The sequence below is a fragment of the Ancylobacter rudongensis genome, assembly GCF_900100155.1.
In the GTDB taxonomy this organism is placed as follows: Bacteria; Pseudomonadota; Alphaproteobacteria; order Rhizobiales; family Xanthobacteraceae; genus Ancylobacter; species Ancylobacter rudongensis.
This window is the reverse complement of record NZ_FMTP01000001.1, coordinates 37,859-56,034: the sequence shown is the minus strand read 5'-3', so window position 1 is coordinate 56,034 and position 18,176 is coordinate 37,859. Positions and strand designations below refer to the sequence as shown.

Below are 18,176 nucleotides of genomic sequence, written 5' to 3'. Positions count from 1 at the left end.
GGCTCAGGCCTCCCTCGGCTGGTGGTACGGGGGCGGGGCCGCGAGCGGCAGGTCCATCGGCTGTTCCGGCGTCGGCAGCGGGTCCACATGCTGGCCGACGCGCGAGAGCTGCGCCAGCGAGAGCACCATCACCCCCACCACGGTGAGGAAGACGCCGAGGTCGAACAGCAGCGCCGAGGCCAGCTCGAAGGTGCCGACCACCGGCAAAGTGAAATAGCCGAAATTGCTGGTGAGGAAGGGCAGACCGAACGCCCAGGCGGCGATGCCGGTGAGCCCGGCAATGCCGATTCCGGCGCCGATCATCGCCTGGGAATCCAGCCGCTTGCGATCGGCCACCCAGCGATAGCCGGAGGCGATATATTGCAGCATCAGCGCGATCGCCACCACGAGGCCGGCGATGAAGCCGCCGCCCGGCTGGTTGTGCCCGCGCAGGAAGATGAACACCCCCACCGCCAGCGCCAGCGGCAGCATGGCGCGCGCCGCCACGACCAGCATCGGCGGATGGACGTCGCCCGATTCCACCTTCGGCTGCAGCGCCCGCACCCGCCGCAGCGCCCCGGCCGGCAGCTTGGGATCGAGCAGGGCGAAGATCGCCACCGCCGCAATGCCGAGCACGATGATCTCGGCAAAGGTGTCATAGCCGCGGAAGTCGACCAGGATGACGTTGACCACATTGGTCCCGCCCCCGCCCGGCTTCGACTGCGCGAGGAAATAGTCGGCGATCGAGGTGCCGTCGCGCGTCATCACCGCATAGGCGAGCCCGCCAATGCCTAGCCCGCCAATGCCGGCGAGCGCGCCGTCGCGCCAGCGCGCCGGCAGGCTGAATTCCCGGGGGCTGGTCTTGGGCAGAAGATTGAGCGCCAGCAGCATCAATATGGTGGTGACGACATCGACCGAGACCTGGGTCAGCGCCAGGTCGGGCGCCGAGAACTGCACGAAGCCCAACGCCACGATCAACCCGACCACGCTGGTCAGGATCAGCGCCAGCAACCGGTCGCTGTGGCGCATCATCGTGGCGAGGCACGCCACCACCAGCGCCAGCCAGGCGACCAGGGCCGGCAGCGTGACCGGGAGCATCGCCCGCGTCCCGGCCGCATGCGGCGCGCTCGCCATGGCAAAGATGCCGGCGGCGATCAGCACGGCGAGGATCACCCTGAGATAGAAGGCGAGCGAACCGTCATGCACCCACGCGGTAAGGCGGCGGGCGGCGAGTACCACGGCGTTGGAGGCGGCCTCGAACATGTCGCGCGCCTCGGGCCGCGGGAAGTGCCGCCGCAGCGCGTCCACCCGCGCCTGCGTCAGGAAGAACACGGCGCCGCCGGCAAAGGCGAGGACGCTCATGACCAGCGCCGGCGTCAGCCCGTGCCAGAGCGCGAGATAGTAATCGGGCAGCGGCCCGCCGATGACCGCGCCGGCGGTGAGCGCCACCAGAGCGCCCGCCACCGCGCCGGGAAACAGGCCGATGGCGATCACCGGCACGATGAGCAAGGCGACGGGCAGCCACATGCCCACCGGCGGATCGTGCGGGTGATGGGGATAATCGTGCCGGACCGGGCCGAGAAAGGTGCGGATGGCAAAGCGCGCGCAATAGGCGACCGAGAGCAGCGCGCCGACGGTCGCCAGCACCGGGAACAGCCAGGTGATGCCGGCATAGGAGGTGTGGGCGGCCTCCTCCAGCATCATTTCCTTCGACAGGAAGCCGTTGAACAGCGGCACGCCCGCCATCGAGGCGGTGGCCAGCATCGCCAGCGTCGCGGTGATCGGCATCAGCCCGGCGAGGCCGCCGAGCCGGCGCACATCGCGCGTGCCGGCCTCGTGGTCGACAATGCCGGCACTGAGGAACAGCGCCGCCTTGAAGGTGGCGTGGTTGAGAATGTGGAACACCGCCGCCACCGCCGCCATCTTGGTGCCGAGGCCGAGCAGCATGGTGATGAGGCCGAGATGGCTCACGGTGGAAAAGGCCAGCAGGCTCTTCAGATCAGTGCGGAAATTGGCGATCCACGCGCCGATGACCATGGTCGCGAGCCCGACCGGCGCCACGATGAGGAACCACGCCTCGGTGCCGGCCAGCGCCGGCCACAGCCGCGCCAGCAGGAAGATGCCCGCCTTCACCATGGTGGCCGAATGCAGATAGGCCGAGACCGGGGTCGGCGCCGCCATCGCATGCGGCAGCCAGAAATGGAACGGGAACTGCGCGCTCTTGGTGAAGGCGCCGAGCAGAATCAGCACCAGCGCCGGCAGATAGAGCGGCGAGGCCTTGATCAGGTCGCCGCGCGCCAGGATCTCGGAGATCTCATAGCTGCCGGCGATATTGCCCAGCAGCAGCAGCCCGCCGATCAAAGCGAGCCCGCCGCCGCCGGTGACGATGAGGGCCATGCGCGCGCCCTGCCGCGCCTCGGCGAGATGGCGCCAGAAGCCGATCAGCAGGAAGGAGGTGAGGCTGGTGAGTTCCCAGAACACCAGCAGGAGGATGACGTTGTTGGACAGCACCACGCCCAGCATCGCCCCCTGGAACAGCAGGAGATAGGCGTAGAAGCGCCCCATCGGGTCGGCGCGGTCGAGATAGAACCGGGCGTAGAGAATGACCAGCAGGCCGATGATGAGGATCATCGCCGCGAAGAAGAAACCCAGTCCGTCCAGCATGAAGGAGAAGGAGAGCTGGATCTGCGGCACCCAGGGCAGGCTGACGCGCACCACCTCGCCGGCGAACACCGCCGGCGCCTGCGACAGCAGCAGGCCGAGCGCCGCCAGCGACACGAAGCCGGTCGCGCTGGCGCAGACATCGCGGCCCGAGCGGATGAGGAGCGCGGGCAGAATGGCACCGATCAGCGGCAGCAGGGGAATGAGCCAGAGCACCATCAGACGGCCATCCCGCAGATTGCCAACCCATCCATGCGCTGCCCGTGCCGCGCCGGGGCGACGGACGCGCCGCGCGCCCCCTGCGGCGGACGCATGGCGGGCCGAAGGCCACGGGCGCGGCGCGGATGGCGGCCGCACACCCCGGCCAAACCCTTGAAATCACAATCTTTCGGAGACAATCGTGACAATCCTGTTCCGCCGCAGTTTCGATAAGACTAGTGGCTGGCCGATGCGAGCGGGGCAAAGCTCAGGCAAAACGCAATGGGCCGAACGCTCGCGGGCATGTCGCGATGCGACCTAATAGAGCGAGAAGACGGAAAATGGACGTCAGATGATCTCATGCAAGGCAGCTCCTGCGTGGCGGCCCGACCGACGCAAAACCTGCCTCTACTGCGAAGAGAAGAAGCACCCTGCGGCTTTTCTAATGGATCGGGCGGCTCTTGTCACGCCGTTTGAGGCGCATCGGGTGGTGTCGCCAAAAAAGGCCCCGCCTTGCTGGAAGGCGGGGCAGTCGCGAGTGTCTCAGGCCCTAGGGAGAGGAATTCAGAGCCACTCGAACCAGATGACGTAGGCGCTGATCAGCGCCAGCCCTATCGTGCCCACCCACGCCCAGGCGAACATGAGCTTCGAGGGCATGAATTCGAGCTCTTCGGGCGTCTTGAAGTTGCGCTTCACCGATTGGATGCTGAGCCAGAACAGCACCGGCGAGAACAGCAGCGCCACGAAGGAGGCGATCTGCACCACGAAGATCGGGTTGGGCAGGCCGTAGACGATGCCGATGCCGGCCGCGGTGAGGAAGACCTGGAAGCCGCGATAGATCAGCTTGCGGCGCTCCGGCGTATCAAGCGAGGCGTGCAGCCGCACCGCCGATTCCTCGATCAACCGCGCCTGCCCGTCATAATAGGTGAAGACGGTGGAGAACAGCGCCGCGACACCGCCTGAGATGATGACCGGGAAGATCCACGCGCCGAAGGTGTCGGTGTAGATGCGGGCGATGGTCAGCCCCATTTCACGGCTCGCCGGCACCAGCCCGATCGGATGGAGGACGGCGGCACCGACGATCAGGAAGATCGCGCCGGTAATGCCGGAAATGATGTAGCTGATGTTCATGTCGCGCTTGAACAGGATGAAGTAGTTGCGCAGGTAGTTCGGCGCCAGCTCCACCTCGTAGCCCTGGCGGCGAAGGTCGTGCACCTTCACCATGCCGGACTTCTTGTCGACCGCCCAGTTGGACTGCATCGGCGCCACTTCGAGCGTCGTCGGGAAATAGCCCCACATGGCGCCGAACAGCAGCGCCGCGCCGATCGGCGGCAGGGTCGGCAGCAGCCGGGACAGGTACTCGCCCGGCGGCGGCGCCTGCAGGACGAAGGCGATGAAGCACGAGAGAGCGAAGACGATGATGAGCAGCTTCACCACCGCTTCCACGGCGGCATATTTGCCCAGCCAGAGAATGCCGACGGTGACGAGGAGAATGACGACCGACCAGAGTTCCAGCGACAGGAAGGGAAAGGCGGCCCAGATCATGGCGGCGCAGCCCAGCGTGCGCCCGGCAATGCCGAACGTGTTCGCCACCCCCTGGAACATCAGGTACCAGAGCGGCCAGTTGCCCCGGCCCTGCCCGATGCGGTGATAGGCATCCATGACGGATTCGCCCTTCACCAGCGTGTAGCGGTGGGAGAACTCGAAGGCGCAGTATTTCAGGATATAGGCGAAGGGAATGACCCAGAGCAGGGCATAGCCATATTGGGCGCCGGCGGTGGGGGCGTGCATGATGTGGCTGGCACCGATGCCGGTCATCGCCGCGGCGATGCCGGGGCCCATATTGCGCCAGGTGCTGGCCGCGCCGAGGCCCGGCGCCTCAAGGCGAATGGTCTTTGGCGCGTGCGGCGTGGCCCCGGTCTGCGCGTTTTCCGCGTCAGTAACGATATTCATGTGGCGTTTCCTCTCCTCGGCTTGCCGAGCCGAACATCAGGTGTGGCAGGTGTTGTTCTCCTTGGCGCACGCCTTCTCGGGGCGTGGCATACCTTATAACTAATCCATTCGACCTAAGGCACGAACTACAGAATCGAATAGTTCACGCAATCGTGAGTGTTACTTAGATTCTATATTTATATGTTCACTTTATGTTCTTTCTATTACTTTCACTTCGAACGTTTATACATAAAATAATACCTGGATAGACGTGACGGAGACCAGGCTCAGCCGCCAGCTGCTCGGCCCCGCAGGGCAGGCTCTATGCCGGATCGTCCTGGCGCGCGCGTTCACACGTCGCGTCGAAACCCGCGGGAAAGGCGCAGCTGCGCCGCAGATGGGAAAGGGGGTGTCGTGGCATAGGCGCGGCTCCCGCGCGGCGGCCCGACCTGCGCAAAAACCTGTCTCGGTCGCCGAGCGCGACGTTGACACCCGACAAAAGGCTAACCCACTTCCGCAGCGGAAGCGACCGTCGAGGGGCAAATTTATCGAGAAATCGGGGCCCGGCCCAAACCGGCGCCCGGTGAAGGCGCTGTTAAATGCATGGCACGGCATAGCTTAGTCGCGCCGCCGTCACGCGATGTGTCGGCCAATGCATCACGCGCCGGAACCGAAGCGGCGACCGGGTCATTAGCGTCTCACAGCCAAGGAGACCGAGATGACCGAGCGCGCCCGGCACGAAAACTATGATCAACCCGTCGGCGGCTGGGGGTCGGCAAAGTCTCTTCTCAAACACTCGACCGAACAGCACGCCGTCTCCGCCCTCGCCGCCCTGGTGACGGACCACAACAAGACCGGCGGCTACATGTGCACCAGCTGCGCCTGGGCCAAGCCGGCCGAGCCACACGCGGCGGAATTCTGCGAAAACGGCGCCAAGGCCACCTTCTGGGACGTCACCTCCAAGCGCACGACGCCCGACTTCTTCGCCCGCCACACGGTTTCCGAGCTGCTCGGCTGGTCGGATTACGAGCTGGAGAAGGAAGGCCGCCTCACCCATCCGATGCGCTATGACGCCGGCAGCGACCACTATGTCGAGGTGACATGGGAGGAAGCCTTCGACGCCATCGGGCAGAAGCTGCGCGGCTACGCGCCTGACGAGGCGGTGTTCTACGCCTCGGGGCGGGCGTCGCTGGAAACCTCCTACATGTACCAGCTGCTCGCCCGGCTCTACGGCACCAACAACCTGCCGGACAGTTCCAACATGTGCCACGAGACCACGTCCGTGGCCTTGCCGCCGAGCATTGGCACCCCGGTGGGCACGGTTCTGCTGGAGGATTTCGAGCACACCGACTGCATCTTCTCCTTCGGCCAGAATGTCGGGACCAATGCGCCGCGACTGCTGCACCCGCTGCAGGTGGCGCGCGAGCGCGACGTGCCGATCGTCGTGTTCAATCCGCTGCGCGAGAAGGGGTGGGATGAATTCGTCAATCCGCAGCGGCCGGGCCAGATGCTGACCAATGAGCCGACCCGGATCGCCACCCAATATTACCAGCCGCGCGCCGGCGGCGACATCGCCGCCATGATCGGCATGGCCAAGGCGCTGCTGGCGCTGGATGACGAGGCGCAGGCGACGGGCCGCGAGCGGGTGCTGGACCACGCCTTCATCGCCGAGCATACGGACGGTTTTCCCGCCTTCGAGGTCCACGTCCGGGAAACGTCCTGGGAGGAGATCGAGCGCAATGCCGGGCTTGCCCAGGCCGAACTGGAAGCGGCCGCCCTCACCTTCTCGCGGGCCCGGGCGGTGATCGCCATCTATGGCATGGGCCTGACCCAGCATCGCCTGGGCGTCGACGCCATCCAGACGCTGATCAACCTCTTGCTGATGGGCGGGCATATCGGCAAGCCCGGCGCCGGCATCTGCCCGGTGCGCGGCCATTCCAACGTGCAGGGCCAGCGCACGGTCGGCATCGCCGAAAAGGCCGAGCTGGTGCCGCTGGACCGCCTCGCCGAACAGTTCGGCTTCGAGCCGCCGCGCGAGGACGGGCTGAACACGGTGGAAGTGTGCGAGGCGGTGATCGCGGGGAAGATCCGCGCCTTCATCGGCCTCGGCGGCAATTTCGTGCGGGCGATCCCCGAGCGGGAGCTGATGGAGGAGAAGTGGCGCGAGATCGACCTCTCGGTGCAGATCGCCACCAAGCTCAACCGCACCCATCTGGTCACGGCGAATGAAACCTATCTGCTGCCGACCCTCGTGCGTTCGGAGATCGACGAGCAGGCGACCGGTCCGCAGATCGTGACCATCGAGGATTCAACCACCTGCATCCACGCCTCGCGCGGCAAGTTCCAGCCGGCGGCGGAGACGCTGCTGTCGGAGCCGCGCATCGTCGCCGAGATCGCCAAGGCAACCCTGCCGCCGAACCCGCTGGTGCCGTGGGAGCGCTGGGTGGAGGATTATGCAACGGTGCGCGACGCCATCGAAGCCAGCTTCCCCGACGATTTCCGCGATTTCAACGCCCGGCTCGACACGCCCGGCGGCTTTCCCCGCCCGGTGCCGGCGCGCGAGCGCCGATGGGAAACCGAGAACGGCAAGGCCAATTTCAAGCTGCCAAAGGCGCTGTCGGCGAGCTTCGACGACGATTTGGACGCCGATGTGCTGCGGCTGATCACGCTACGCTCCAACGACCAGTTCAACACCACGGTCTATGGCGATGCCGACCGTCTGCGGGGCATCCACGGTTCGCGCCTCATCGTGATGATGAACCGCGACGACCGGATCCGGCTCGGCCTGACCGAGGACGGCAGGGCACGGCTGGTGACGGCGGTCGATGACGGCATTCACCGCGCCATGGGCGGCTTCCAGGTGATCGACTACGACCTGCCACCCGGCACCTGCGCCGCCTATTTCCCCGAATGCAACGCGCTGATCCCGCTCTGGCACTATGCCGAGGGCAGCAAGACGCCGGCCGCCAAGTCGGTGCCGATCCGGGTGCGCCCGGACTGAGCCATGCTAGCCGTCACGAGCCGGCGGCTATTGCAGGAACCCGATCCCCGGCAGCGCGTTACCCCTCGATTACGTCGCCCGCTACCGCGCCGCCGGCCGGGCCTCCCGCGGCTGCCTCGCCGGCGGCGGAGGGCTTGTCGGCAAGGCCGCGTCCGGCGCCGGACGCCGCGCGGCGGCCGCGACCGATGAATGCCTGAAAGGAGGCCGCAGCTGGATCCGATCCTCCCCTATTGCGGCCCTCCCCCCGAGAGCCTGCTGACGGCGTGGAACCTCGCGCCGCTGCCGCTCGCCTTGTGCGCGGCGCCGCTGGCGCTGGCCGCCTTCCGCCGCGACATCCCGCGCGGTCCGGCCCTGCTGGCCAGCGCGGCTCTGTTCCTCGCCTTCGTCTCGCCGCTCTGCGCGCTGACCGTGGCGCTGTTCGCCGCGCGCGGGCTGCATCATCTCGTGCTCGTGCTGGTCGCCGCGCCGGCGCTGGCGTTGGCCTGGCCGCACCGCCTGCCCTTCGCGCGCACCGGCGGCTTTGTCGGTCTCTCGGTGTTCCTGTGGCTGTGGCACCTGCCCGCCGCCTATACGCTGGCCTGGAACAGCCATGCGATCTACTGGCTGATGCAGGCGGGGCTGCTCGGCTCGGCCTTCGCGTTCTGGTCGCAGGTGTTCCACGCCGAGCGGCCGGCGGAGCGCCTTGCCTCGGTCGGCATGGTGCTGGCCCTCGCCGGGCAGATGGGGCTGATCGCCGCCATCCTCACCTTCTCGCCGCGCCTTCTCTACCTCCAGCATCTCGGCGTCACCGAGGCCTATGGACTCGCCGCGCTGGCCGACCAGCAACTGGCCGGACTGGTGATGTGGGTGCCGGGCATGCTGCCGCTCGCGCTGCTCGGGGCGCTGCTGCTGCGGCGCGGCTGGCGCGAGGCGAGCCTGACATGATCGCGCTGCTCAAGGCCGTGCACATCGCCGCGCTCAGCCTGTGGTGCGCCGGGCTGGTGGCGATGCCGATCGTGCTGCAGGTCTATGGACGACGCGAGGAAGTGCGCACGCAGGCTGGCTTCTCGGAGTTCCGGCTGCTGATGCACGCCGCCTATACGCGCATCGTCACCCCCGCCGCCATCATCGCCATCGCGGCCGGCACGGGGCTGATCTTCGCCGTCGGGCTCACCCAGCCCTGGCTGGTGGCCAAGCTGGTCGCGGTGGTGGGCATGGTGCTGGCCCATGCCTGGCTCGGCCACCTGACGGTGGAGGCGTCCGAAGGGCGCGGCACCTACCAGATGCCGCACGCGCTGCTCGCCTTGCCGGCCAGCCTGCTCTGCATGGGCGCGGTGCTCTACCTCGTCCTTGCCAAGCCGGACCTGCAGCCGCTGATCGATGCGCTGCCGCAGGCCCTGACCACGCCTCAGGACCGTTCGCTCCCTGCCGCCTTGGTGCCGATTTGATAATCGAAGACGAGTTTTCCGCCATGCCACCCGGTCAGCGCGGTCATGCCCGCCATGACCAGCGACAAGGCCAGCCCGACCGGCAGCACCGCGCCATCGGGGTCGCCGATGCGGATGATCCAGTTGGTGCCGATGAGCGAGAGCAGCATCACCGCCAGGATGAAATGCGTCCAACTCGAGGAGCGGTTGCGGATGCCGCGCACCAGAAGCAGTTCGGCCGTGCCGGTGATCGCCGCCAGCACCCCCATGGCGAAGGCGCCGAACACCGCATAGGCAGCCACATGCGACCAGAAGCTGGCGCCGGTCCACATGTAGAGGAGATCGGCACCCAGCGTGCTGAAGGCCAGCGCGATGGGGAAAGCGACCAGCATGGCGTGCAGCGGGTGGCCGGAAATGGCGATCTTCGATTCCGTGTCCTGCAAGGCACGCCGCTCTTCCAGCGGATCGAACAGATCGGGGCGCGTGTCCATCGGGTTCCCTTCGCGTGGCGGTCGGTCTCCCGGGTGAAGTGCGCAGCCCTGGCTACGGTTCCCCTTGTTCTGGCGGGATGCACGGGTCCGCTCTCCACCCTGACGCCGTCGGGACCCATTGCGCAGGACATCGCCTGGCTGTGGTGGGCGCTACTGGCCGGGGCGGCGCTGCTGGCGCTGATGGTGTTCGTGCTGGTCGCCCTCGGCTTCGGCCGGCCGCGCGAGGTGGCGGAAGGGCGCTGGGTCTTCGGGATGGGCGTGTGGTTCTCGCTGGCGGTGCTCACCGTGACCCTCGCCGGCGCGCTGTGGGTCGGCGAGCGCATCCTGCCGCACGGGCCGGCGCTGGAAGTGCACGCCCATGCCAGGCAATGGTCCTGGACCTTCACCCATCCCGGCGCGACGGGCCCGACCGAGAGCGAGGGCGTGCTGCACATACCGGCCGGCCAGCCGGTAGACGTGCTCATCACCTCGTCCGACGTGATCCATTCCTTCTGGGTGCCGCAGCTGGGCGGCAAGATGGACGCCATCCCCGGCCGCCAGAACCGGCTGCGCATCGAAGCTTCCCGGCCCGGCACCTATGAGGGGCTCTGCGCCGAATTTTGCGGGCTTGAACACGCTTCCATGCGCTTCGAGGTGATCGCGCATGACCCCGCCGCCTGGCCACCGCTGCCCACCATGGAGGGCTCGCGCCCATGAGCCCGCCCGACATGACGGCAATCCCCGCCAATCCGCCGCGCCGGGCGCTTCCCCTGCACCGGGAGCTGGACCGGGTCTGGCGCAACGGCCCCGGCCTGTGGGGACAGGTCACCAGCGTCAGCCACACCACGCTCGGCCTGCGTTTCATGGCCACCGCCTTCGTCTTCTTCGGCATTGGCGGCCTTCTGTCGATGCTGATCCGGGCGCAGCTGGCGACACCGAACAGCGCCTTTCTCGACACCGCGCTCTACAACCAGATCTTCACGATGCATGGCAGCATCATGATGTTCCTGTTCGCCATTCCCATGCTGGAAGGGCTGGCGATGTACCTGCTGCCGAAGATGCTGGGCACGCGCGACCTGGCGTTTCCCCGGCTCTCGGCACTGGGCTACTGGTGCTACCTGCTCGGCGGCAGCATCCTGATCACCGCACTTCTGGCCGGGGTCGCGCCGGCGGATGGCTGGTTCATGTACACGCCGCTGTCGGGGAAAACCTATTCGCCCGGCATCAATGCCGATGTCTGGCTGCTGGGCGTGACCTTTGTCGAGATTTCGGCGCTGGCGGCGGCGATCGAACTGATGGTCTCGATCCTGCGCCTGCGGGCGCCGGGGATGACGCTGACGCAGATGCCGCTCTTCGCCTGGTACATCCTCGGCACGGCGGCGATGATGCTGGCCGGCTTTCCCCCGCTCATCCTCGGCTCGGTGCTGCTGGAGATGGAGCGCGCCTTCGGCTGGCCGTTCTTCGACCCCGAGCGCGGCGGCGATCCGCTGCTGTGGCAGCATCTGTTCTGGTTGTTCGGCCATCCGGAGGTCTACATCATCTTCCTGCCGGCGGCGGGCGTGCTCTCCACCGTCATTCCGGTGCTGTGCCGCACGAAGATCGTCGGCTATGGCGCCATCGTCGCGGCGATCCTCGGCATGGTGTTCCTGAGCTTCGGGCTTTGGGTGCACCACATGTTCACGGTCGGCATCCCGCATCTGGCGCTGGCTTTCTTCTCGGCCGCCTCGATGCTGGTGGCGGTGCCGACCGCCGTGCAGATTTTCGCCTGGATCGGCACGATGTGGCGCGGCCGACCCGAGCTGAAGCTGCCAATGCTGTATATTCTCGGCTTCTTCTTCACCTTCGTGATGGGCGGGCTGACCGGGGTGATGCTGGCGGTGGTGCCGTTCAACTGGCAGGCGCACGACACCGCCTTCGTCACCGCGCATCTGCATTATGTGCTGATCGGCGGCTTCGTCTTCCCGATGCTGGCCGGCGTCGCCTGGTGGATGCCCTTGATGAGCGGACGACGGCGCATCAAGGGGCTGGGCGAAGCGGCGTTCTGGCTGATCCTGATCGGCTTCCACGGCACGTTCTTCCTCATGCACCTCACTGGCCTGATGGGCATGCCGCGCCGCATCCCGACCTATGCCGACAATCCCGAATGGATGGGCCTCAACCTCTCCTCCTCCTTCTTCGGCTTCGTCATGACCATCGGCTTCGCCCTGTTCGCCATCGACCTGATCCTGCAGGCGGGGTTCGGCAAGCGCAGCGTGCGCGACCCGTGGCAGGCGCCCTCGCTGGACTGGGCGATGGCGCTGCCGCCGCCGAACTACAATTTCGCGTCCCTGCCCGGCGTGGAGCTGCAGCAGGCCGGCGCCGCCGGCGCCATGCTGAAGCTGGCGCGCGGCGAGGGCTTTTTGCCCGGCGCCCCGCGCGGACGGCGCGAAATCCTCGTCACCTCGGTCGGCGCGGCGCGGCCCCAGCATGTGGCGCTGCTGCCGTTCAACACCGCTTTGCCGCTGGTGCTGGCGCTCGCCATCTGTGCCTTCGTGCTGCTGATGCTGGCCGGCTTCTACGCGGTGGCGCCGGTGGCGCTGATACCCGTGGTCGGCCTGATCTGGGCCTGGGCGCGGCGGGCCGTTGCCGCCGTCGACGCGGCGCCGGTAGAGATCGCGCCCGGCCAGTTTCTGCCGGTCCACCCCGAGGGTGGCGCCACCCTGACGCAGAGCGGGCTGACCGGGCTCCTCTTCGCCAATGGAACGTTCCTGGCCTCGCTGCTGTTCGGCCTGGCGTTTATCTCGCTGGTCTCGCCCGGCCCGCCCCGGCCGGTATGGCACGCGGACGGAACGGTGCTGCTGGCCGCCGCCGCCGTGGTGGCGCTCCTCGCGGCAGGGGCGCTCGGCGCGCGCTGGGCGCTGGCCCGGGTCGAGGCCGCCCGGCCCGCCGGGGCAGTGCTCATCGGCGCGGTGATCGTCAATCTGCTGGCGCTTGCCGGCCTCGCCGCGCTGGCCTTCTGGCTTCCCGCTCCCACCCGCCATGCCGGCGACGCGGTGCGCGCCGCCCTTGTCGCCTATGTCGGCCTGCACATCGCCATCGCCACCCTGTTCAGCGCCTTCGCGCTCGACCAGGCACGCCGGGGCGAACTCACGCCCGCCAGCCCCGGCGCGCTGCGCAATTGGGGACTGTGGCAGCGCTACACGCTGGCGGCGGCGGCCCTGGCGATGGCGGCGCTGTGGGCGCAGGAGGCGGGGGCATGAGGCGCGTCGGGGGCATGGTCTGGCTCGCCTGGTTGATTGCCGGGCCGACGGCGTGGGCGGCCGCCTTCTCCGTCGCCTACGGCCTGCACGGGCTGGGCTGCGAACTGGGCTGGCCGGCGCTGAGCCTCGGCCCGGTCAGCCTGCAGCGCGTGGCCATCGCCCTGCCCTCCCTCGCCGCGATCCTGCTCTGCCTCGTGCTGCTCGCGCGGGTGAGCACGGCGCTCGGGCCAGAGGCCGGCATTCCCCGGCTCGGCCTGTGGATCGGCCTGGTCGCCACGCTTTACACGATGGCGCCGGTGCTGGTGGCGACGAGTTGCTGACCGGCCATCGGCGCTCTGACCTTCATTCCCGTCCGCGCGGCTCGGTAATGGGCTGGCTTTTCGGCTGGCGGCGGCGACGGCAGGCGTCCGAGCAATAGAGCACCTCGTCCCAGACCCGGCTCCATTTCTTGCGCCAGGTGAACGGGCGCTGGCAGACGGTGCAGGTCCTGGTCGGCAGGTTCGCCTTCGCCACGCGCTTGCCGCTCACAACAGCCCCTCGCGCATGGCGAGAAGGTGTGCCTGCGCCTGAGCGCGCAGAGCCGCCTGCTTCTCGCCACCCATCTTGTCCCAATTGGCATAGACATAGGGCATGCGGGCATTGCGGCTGAAGCGGTCGCGGTGGCGCGCCAGAAAATCCCAGTAGAGCGCGTTGAACGGGCAGGCGCGGTCGCCGACCGACACCGTGGGGTCGTAGGCGCAGCCCGCGCAGTAATTGCTCATGCGCTTGATGTAATTGCCGCTGGCCGCGTAGGGCTTCGACGCCAGCAGCCCGCCATCGGCGTGCAGCGCCATGCCGAGCGTGTTGGGCGCTTCCACCCACTCATAGGCATCGGCATAGACGGCGAGATACCATTCATGCACCGCCTTCGGCTCGATGCCGGCCAGCAGCGCGAAATTGCCTGTGATCATGAGCCGCTGGATGTGGTGCGAATAGGCGTGGTCATAGGTATGGGCGAGCGCTTCGCGCAGGCAGGCCATGCGGGTCTCACCGCTCCAGTAGAACCAGGGCAGCGGCTCGGTGGCGTCAAGCGCGTTGCGCTCGAGATAGCCGGGCATGAAGCGCCAGTAGACGCCGCGTACATATTCGCGCCAGCCCAGAATCTGCCGGATGAAGCCCTCGGCCGCGTTCAGCGGCGCCCGCCCGTCGCGATAGGCGGCTTCCGCCTTGCGGCAGATCTCCAAGGGGTAGAGCAGCCCGGCATTGAGATAGGCCGCCAGCAGCGAATGGCTGAGATAGGGCTCGCCCCGCACCATCGCGTCCTGATAGTCGCCGAAGCCGGGCAGGATATGAGCGATGAAATGGTCGAGCTCACGCAGGGCCTGGCGCCGCGTCACCGCGAAATGAAACGGCTCCAGCCGGCCATAGCCCTGCGGAAACCGCCGGCGCACCAGATCGAGCACCGCGAGAGTGGTGGCGTCCTTGCGGAAGCTGAGGCGCGGCGAAAATTGCAGCCCGGCCTTGGGCGGCTTGCGGTTCTCCGTATCGTAGTTCCAGCGCCCGCCGGACGGCGTGCCGTCGGGCTCGATCAGTATGGCGTGCCGCCGGCGCATCTCGCGGTAAAAGAACTCCATCCGCAGGTCGCGCCGGCCCTCGGCGAAGGTGGCAAAGGCGGCGTGTGAGCAGAGGAACCGCGTGTCGGGCAGGATGTCGAGCGGAACGGGAAGCGCCAGCCGCAGCGCCTCGAAGCCCTCGCGCAGCCGCCACTCCCCCGGCTCGGTGACGGCGACGCGGCTGGGCGCGAGCGCCGCCACCGCGCGGAGGATTTCACCCTCAAGGCTCTGGCTGTTACCCGCCTCGTCGAGCGCGACATAGCGCACCGTGTAGCCGGCGCTTTTCAGCGCGTCGCCATAATGGCGCATGGCGGAGAACAGGAAGGCGATCTTCTTGACGTGATGGCGGACATAGCTGGCCTCGCTCATCACCTCGGCCAGCAGGAACACGTCACGGCCCTTGTCGGCGCCAGCCACGATCTCCAACTGCGACGACAACTGGTCCCCGAGGATCACGCGCAACACGCCCATTCCGCCGCTCCCCTCTCAACGCAGGTGGCGGCGACCTTGCCGCAGCCGCGCGGATCTGGCCATGGGCGAAACGACACGCTGCTGTCGCTCGTGCCGTGCCCAGCGCGATCGACCATCAGCGACGGAGAATGGCCGTCCCCGCGCCGTTGTGCGCGAGGACGTTCACCGCCTCCTGGCGAGGGGCAAGCCTCAGTCCTCCGCCGGCGCGAGATCGAAGGTCTCGCCCGGAAAGAAGCGGGCGAGACGCACATCGGCGCTGCGGGCATGGCCTTCCATGCCTTCCTTGCGCGAGATGCGGGCGGTGACCACGCCAAGGTCGCGCGCCGCCGCGCGGGTGGCGCGCTGCCACGTCACCGTCTTCATGAATTTGTGCACCGACAGCCCGCCGGTGTAGCGCGCCGCGCCCGAGGTCGGCAGCACATGGTTGGGGCCCGACGTCTTGTCGCCGAAGGCCACCGTCGTCTCCTCTCCGAGGAACAGCGAGCCATAAGCTTGGAGCCGCCCCAGCCACCAGTCGAGATCGGCCGCCTGCACATGCAGGTGCTCGGGAGCGTAGGTGTCGGCGACGCCGGCCATCTCCTCGGCATCGCCGCACAGGATCACCTCGGCATAGTCGGCCCAGGCGGCGCGGGCGCTGGAGCGGTTCGGCTCCGGCAGCGCCTCGATCAGATCAGGCACGCGCGCCATCACCGCCTCGGCAAGGGCCGCCGAGGTCGTCGCCAGCCAGACCGGCGAATTATAGCCGTGCTCGGCCTGGCCGATCAGGTCATTGGCGATGAACTCGGCATCGGCGCTTTCATCGGCGAGGATCATGCTGTCGGTCGGCCCGGCGAACATGTCGATGCCGACGCGGCCATAGAGAATGCGCTTGGCCTCGGCGACATACTGGTTGCCGGGTCCGGCGAGCACGTCCGCCTTCGGCAGGCCGAACAGCCCGTTGGCCATCGCCGCCACGCCCTGCACGCCGCCGAGATTGAGGATCACATCCGCCCCGCACAGATCCATGGCGAAGACGATCTCGGGGGGAATGCCAAACCCCGGCCGGGGCGGCGAACAGGCAACGACATGTCGCACGCCGGCCACCCGCGCCGTGGTGATGGTCATGATCGCGCTGGCGATATGAGAATAGCGCCCGCCGGGGACATAGCAGCCGGCCGCCTCGACCGGGATCTGCTTCTGCCCCGCCATCAGGCCGGGGATCACCTCGATGCTGCAATCCAGCACCGTCGCCTTCTGCGCCTCCGCAAACCGGGCGATATTGGCATGGGCGAAGCGTATGTCGTCCTTGGTCTTGTCAGGCACACGGGCGATAGCCGCCTGCCGCGCGGCGTCCGAGAGGACGATCTCGCCCTCCCATTTGTCGAACTCCCGGGAGAAGCGGCGCACGGCGGCCTCGCCTTCCGCGTCGATGGCGGCGAGCATGGCGGCGACGGCGTCGCGCACGTCGCCCTCGTCGGAATGGGCGGTGCGGGTGGCTTTCTTGAGATAGGTCACGGTCATGGCAGGGCTCACATCTTGCCCTTCCAGGGCACAATCCGGCGTTCGATCAGGCGCATCAGCATGTCGAAGAGATAGGCGATCGCCGCGATGACGACGATGCCCATGATGACGGTGGAGGTCTGCAGGAACTGACTGGCGGACAGCACCATGTAGCCGAGCCCTTCGGTCGCCGCGATCATCTCGGCCGCTACCAGCGTGGTCCAGCCGAAGCCGATGCCGATCCGCATCGCGGTGAGGATCTCCGGCAGCGAGGCCGGCAGGATGACGTAGCGCAGCACCTTCCAGCGCGAAGCGCCGAAGGAATAGGCGGCGTGGATCTGCTCGATCGCCGCCGATTTCACCCCCGCCCGCGCGCCCAGCGCCACCGGGGCGAAGACGCTGAGGAAGATGAGCAGCACCTTGGACAATTCGCCGATGCCGAACCAGATGATCATCAGCGGCAGATAGGCCAGCGGCGGGATCGGCCGGTAGAACTCGATCGGCGGATCGAGAATGCCGCGCATGGCCGGGCTCATGCCCATGGCGAGGCCGAGCGGGATGCCGATGACACAGGCGAGCAGGAAGGCGCCGAACACCCGCGCGGCGGAAATCGCGATGTGCTGCCAGAACGGCGTGTTGGTGAAGCCGTCGCGGGCGACGTCCAGGAACTTCTGCACCACCGCGCCCGGCGAGGGCAGGAACAGCGGCTTGATCCAGCCCATCTCGGTGACGAGCCACCAGACGAAGAGCAGCACGCCGATCGAGAGCAGCGACAGCCAGAGCGTGTCGCCATCGCCCGGCACGCCATAGGCCTGGCCGGGCTTGACCGAGCGGCCCCGGGCCAGCGCGGCCAGCCGGGACGACAGCCGCGGGCGCGGCTTCGGTTCGACCGGGCTGATGTGATCGACGGGGCTCATGCGGCGGCTTCCTCGTCGGCGAAGATGATGCCCAGCACCTCTTCGCGCAGGGCGATGAATTCGGGGGAGGCCTTGACCTCGCGCGCGGACGCCCCATCCAGGAAGCGCCGGGAGAACGGCAGGTCGAAGCGATGGGCGATGCGTCCCGGGCGCGGCGACATGACGATGAGCCGCGTGCCCATGAACAGCGCCTCTTCCACATCATGGGTGATGAAGAACACCGCCTTGCCGGTGCTGTTCCACACCCGCAGGATCAGCTGCTGCGCCTTCTCGCGGGTGAGCGCGTCGAGCGCCCCCAGCGGCTCGTCCATCAACAGAAGACGGGGGTCGCAGGTGAGTGCCCGTGCGATACCCACACGCTGCTGCATCCCGCCGGACAGCTGGTAAACCGGCGAGTTCTGGAAGCCGTCCAGCCCTAGCAGGGCGATGTACTTCTCGGCCGTGGCGCGGCGCTCGCGCAGCGGCACGTCCTGCATCTGCAGCCCGAACGCCACATTGTCGCGCACACTGAGCCACGGCATCAGCGCGTGCTTCTGGAACACCACCGAACGGTCGGCGCCCGGCCCGGTGACGGCATGGCCGTCGAGCCGGATGGAGCCGGAACTGGGCGAGAGAAATCCGGCCAGCAGGTTGAGAAGGGTCGACTTGCCACAGCCCGACGCGCCGAGGGCGACAACGAAATCGTTGCGGTCCATCGTCAGGTCGATCTTGCGCAGCGCCTCGACCGGCGGTCGGCCATTGGCGGCCGGATAGACGACGGACACGTCGTCGACGATGAGCACCATTGCATGTCCTCCAAATCGCCGGGCCGGCGTTTCACCGCCAGCCCGG

Annotated in this window: 14 protein-coding genes; 6 read left to right on the top strand and 8 right to left on the bottom strand. The window is 67.7% G+C overall.

Annotated elements, in window-relative coordinates; translation table 11 throughout:
* Window positions 1-3 precede the first annotated feature (3 nt).
* Both BLO63_RS00220 and BLO63_RS00215 read right to left on the bottom strand, forming a co-directional pair.
* The gene (locus BLO63_RS00220; RefSeq protein WP_091435735.1) at window positions 4-2,859 is read right to left on the bottom strand and encodes a monovalent cation/H+ antiporter subunit A; all 2,856 of its coding nucleotides are present in this window, start codon (window positions 2,857-2,859) and stop codon (window positions 4-6) included.
* Window positions 2,860-3,402: 543 nt separating this feature from the next.
* Entirely contained in the window at window positions 3,403-4,791 is a 1,389-nt protein-coding gene (locus BLO63_RS00215; RefSeq protein WP_091435734.1) for an Nramp family divalent metal transporter, read from the bottom strand.
* Between the two features lie 697 nt (window positions 4,792-5,488).
* Here BLO63_RS00215 and BLO63_RS00210 point away from each other — a divergent pair.
* The 3 genes from BLO63_RS00210 to BLO63_RS00200 all read left to right on the top strand — a co-directional run bounded on the left by BLO63_RS00210 (window position 5,489) and on the right by BLO63_RS00200 (window position 9,198).
* Complete coding sequence (locus BLO63_RS00210; RefSeq protein WP_091435732.1) at window positions 5,489-7,771, top strand: FdhF/YdeP family oxidoreductase; 2,283 nt, start codon at window positions 5,489-5,491, stop codon at window positions 7,769-7,771.
* Between the two features lie 189 nt (window positions 7,772-7,960).
* Window positions 7,961-8,695 carry a cytochrome c oxidase assembly protein gene (locus BLO63_RS00205; RefSeq protein ID WP_244517529.1) on the top strand — a complete coding sequence of 245 codons (735 nt, stop codon included), beginning with the start codon at window positions 7,961-7,963 and terminating at the stop codon, window positions 8,693-8,695.
* Window positions 8,692-9,198, top strand: coding sequence for a CopD family protein (locus BLO63_RS00200; RefSeq protein WP_091435731.1), 507 nt, complete (start codon window positions 8,692-8,694; stop codon window positions 9,196-9,198). Before BLO63_RS00205 ends, BLO63_RS00200 begins: the two co-directional genes overlap by 4 nt.
* On the opposite strand, the gene BLO63_RS00195 is transcribed toward BLO63_RS00200, so the two are convergent.
* Window positions 9,159-9,668, bottom strand: a complete 510-nt coding sequence (locus tag BLO63_RS00195) for a DUF2231 domain-containing protein (protein WP_091435729.1) — start codon at window positions 9,666-9,668, stop codon at window positions 9,159-9,161. The two genes, BLO63_RS00200 and BLO63_RS00195, sit on opposite strands and share 40 nt — an antisense overlap.
* A 33-nt stretch (window positions 9,669-9,701) precedes the next feature.
* Here BLO63_RS00195 and coxB point away from each other — a divergent pair, with 33 nt between their 5' ends.
* The 3 genes from coxB to BLO63_RS00180 are packed head-to-tail and all read left to right on the top strand — an operon-like array spanning window position 9,702 to window position 13,206.
* Window positions 9,702-10,364: a cytochrome c oxidase subunit II gene (gene coxB, locus BLO63_RS00190; protein ID WP_091435727.1), complete on the top strand. Its 663-nt coding sequence runs from the start codon at window positions 9,702-9,704 to the stop codon at window positions 10,362-10,364.
* Window positions 10,361-12,886: a cytochrome c oxidase subunit I gene (gene ctaD, locus BLO63_RS00185; protein ID WP_205409233.1), complete on the top strand. Its 2,526-nt coding sequence runs from the start codon at window positions 10,361-10,363 to the stop codon at window positions 12,884-12,886. Before coxB ends, ctaD begins: the two co-directional genes overlap by 4 nt.
* Window positions 12,883-13,206: a hypothetical protein gene (locus BLO63_RS00180; protein WP_091435724.1), complete on the top strand. Its 324-nt coding sequence runs from the start codon at window positions 12,883-12,885 to the stop codon at window positions 13,204-13,206. Before ctaD ends, BLO63_RS00180 begins: the two co-directional genes overlap by 4 nt.
* A 22-nt stretch (window positions 13,207-13,228) precedes the next feature.
* Here BLO63_RS00180 and BLO63_RS00175 read toward each other — a convergent pair whose 3' ends face one another.
* The 5 genes from BLO63_RS00175 to BLO63_RS00155 all read right to left on the bottom strand — a co-directional run bounded on the left by BLO63_RS00175 (window position 13,229) and on the right by BLO63_RS00155 (window position 18,130).
* A complete protein-coding gene (locus BLO63_RS00175; RefSeq protein WP_091435722.1) occupies window positions 13,229-13,414 on the bottom strand; it encodes a DUF2256 domain-containing protein in 186 nt (61 codons plus the stop codon).
* Complete coding sequence (locus BLO63_RS00170) at window positions 13,411-14,949, bottom strand: cryptochrome/photolyase family protein (protein WP_091435721.1); 1,539 nt, start codon at window positions 14,947-14,949, stop codon at window positions 13,411-13,413. The genes BLO63_RS00175 and BLO63_RS00170 overlap by 4 nt, the downstream gene beginning before the upstream one ends.
* 189 nt (window positions 14,950-15,138) lie before the next feature.
* Window positions 15,139-16,449, bottom strand: coding sequence for a histidinol dehydrogenase (gene hisD / locus BLO63_RS00165; protein ID WP_091435719.1), 1,311 nt, complete (start codon window positions 16,447-16,449; stop codon window positions 15,139-15,141).
* Between the two features lie 8 nt (window positions 16,450-16,457).
* Complete coding sequence (locus BLO63_RS00160) at window positions 16,458-17,345, bottom strand: ABC transporter permease subunit (protein WP_091435718.1); 888 nt, start codon at window positions 17,343-17,345, stop codon at window positions 16,458-16,460.
* Window positions 17,342-18,130 carry a taurine ABC transporter ATP-binding protein gene (locus BLO63_RS00155; RefSeq protein WP_091435716.1) on the bottom strand — a complete coding sequence of 263 codons (789 nt, stop codon included), beginning with the start codon at window positions 18,128-18,130 and terminating at the stop codon, window positions 17,342-17,344. Before BLO63_RS00155 ends, BLO63_RS00160 begins: the two co-directional genes overlap by 4 nt.
* Between the last annotated feature and the right edge of the window lie 46 nt (window positions 18,131-18,176).